This window comes from Acerihabitans sp. TG2, from assembly GCF_035013185.1.
Taxonomy (GTDB): domain Bacteria; phylum Pseudomonadota; class Gammaproteobacteria; order Enterobacterales; family Enterobacteriaceae; genus Acerihabitans.
Genome location: NZ_JAYGJO010000079.1, coordinates 1 through 1,873, shown reverse-complemented (window position 1 = coordinate 1,873; position 1,873 = coordinate 1). Strand labels below are relative to the sequence as shown.

The following is a 1,873-nucleotide window of genomic DNA, read 5'->3' as shown; positions in this document are numbered from 1 at the left end:
CTATGTTGCTGGCGAGCCTGATATTTATCCGTTGCACTGCGCCCCTGCAGGCTCCGTTCAATGCCATACAGTTTACCGATGTAGCCCAGCGCCACATCCGCTTTAGTGGGTTTGCCTTTGGCCGATTTTGCGCCCTTGGGGACCGCTTTGCCCGCTTCAATATATTTGCGCCGGGCATGATCCCAGCAGCCGATACGCACCAGATTGTTTTCACGGCACACCGCGTCATAACCGGCATAACCATCGGTTTGCAAAATACCCGTGAATCCCGCCAACAGGCGCACGGGAACACTACCGGCGCGGCTCGGATCATACTCAAACAGCACTGAGGGTTTATCGGGTGGGCCACCGCGTATCACCCACATCCATTTGTCCGATTGGGCGGTTTTGCCTGCTTCTTTCAGTACCTGGATGCGGGTTTCATCCATTTGCAGGTAACGGCTGCTGTTTTGTACGTCACGCAGCCGGGCCAGCAGCGGGGTAAATACCTTGTCCAGCCGGATGATCCAGTGGGCCATATTGGTGCGGCTTACCGGGTGGCCACTGCGGGCAAGCATGTTTTCCAAACGGTACAGCGGCAGCCCATCGGCATATTTGGCCACGATGATATAGGCCAGCAAGGCGGTGGTAGCAAAACATTTACCCAGCGGATGGACCGGGCGGCGGGCCGCCACGATAAACTCCTCGCCATCGCGGTCAAACACCGCTTTTTCCTGCCAGTATTCGATGACTTTTAATTGGGCGGGAATAAACGCCAGCTCTTCTTTAACCTTGCTGAAGAAGGTGGCGCGGGCGCCGGCTTTTTCTTCGTCGGACAGGCACAACTCCACACGTTCACGCAGCAGGTTGGCGGAGAAACCGCGTTGGCGTTTTTGGGTGCCAGACGGCGGTGGGGGCGGCGATACGTCATCCGGCAGTTGAGCCAACAAGGACTCCATTGCCACGTCCAGTTCGGCTTCATCGAACAAGGCAATCTGGTCAGTATGCCGCTCACTGCTGGCGGCAAACTGTTGGGCTTTTTTGAGGCGGAGCAGCTCTTCGAGTAGGGCGATATAACATTCGCGATGTTGAAGCTGTTGCTGAAGTTCCTCGACCTGCGCCAGCAATTCAACCGCAGATAAACTGCGGTTGTCTGGGTTTTCGGCTGGCGGGGAAATGGGCGTTTTCATGGCTAAATTATAACAAAAACAGCTACCTGATGCTGCTTATTTCGACTAATTAACGCCATCATAATGCAGTTTTTTATGCCCGTGAAGCACGCTGATATCATAACCATCCAGCAACCAGTTAATCTGCTCCCCGCTCAGGAGCAACAGGTCATCGGCCAAACTGGGCCACTTGAATTTCTCCTCTGCCAGCGCCTTGTAATAGAGGACAAAACCATTGTCTTCCCACATCAGACATTTGATTTTATTGCGCTGGCGGTTAGTGAAAGCATACAGCGCCCCGGAAAAGGGATTATGCCCCAGTTCCTGTTCTATCAGCGCCGCCAGCCCGTTGACCTGTTTGCGAAAGTCGATGGGTGCGCGATAAAGATAAATCTGCGGCATCGCCAGCGCCGGGCGTAAGTCACGGTTACGCATCAGAGTTGCCTGAGAATAGCGCCCAACAAGGTCACATTGCTGTTATTAAGACCGGTGATCACCAGGCCATTTGGCAATGAGAGTGTCAGTTCGGTTGGGGTGTCGGCGTGGGTGATGTCGGCGGTGACTTTGGCAAACCCTGGGGCACGCGCTTGGGTCGGGTTATCGGTGCAATATTTTTGCCGCCAGTAAACAAACTGGTGATATGTCAGTTGCTGTTGTTGACAGAAAACCTGGCCAGAAAGACCGGATGCTTGCCAGGCAGTGATCTGTTCGCGCCAATGCTCGGC

The 1,873-nt window shown here is 54.4% G+C and carries 3 protein-coding genes; all 3 read right to left on the bottom strand.

Annotated features, from left to right (window positions below):
• The coding region (gene tnpC / locus SJI19_RS24560) for an IS66 family transposase (protein WP_323480855.1) at positions 1-1,169 on the bottom strand (1,169 nt) is incomplete at its 3' end.
• Between the two features lie 45 nt (positions 1,170-1,214).
• On the bottom strand, positions 1,215-1,583 hold the full coding sequence (gene tnpB, locus SJI19_RS24555) for an IS66 family insertion sequence element accessory protein TnpB (protein WP_323480854.1): 369 nt from the start codon (positions 1,581-1,583) through the stop codon (positions 1,215-1,217).
• The coding region (tnpA, locus tag SJI19_RS24550) for an IS66 family insertion sequence element accessory protein TnpA (RefSeq protein WP_323480853.1) at positions 1,583-1,873 on the bottom strand (291 nt) is incomplete at its 5' end. The genes tnpB and tnpA, both read right to left, overlap by 1 nt.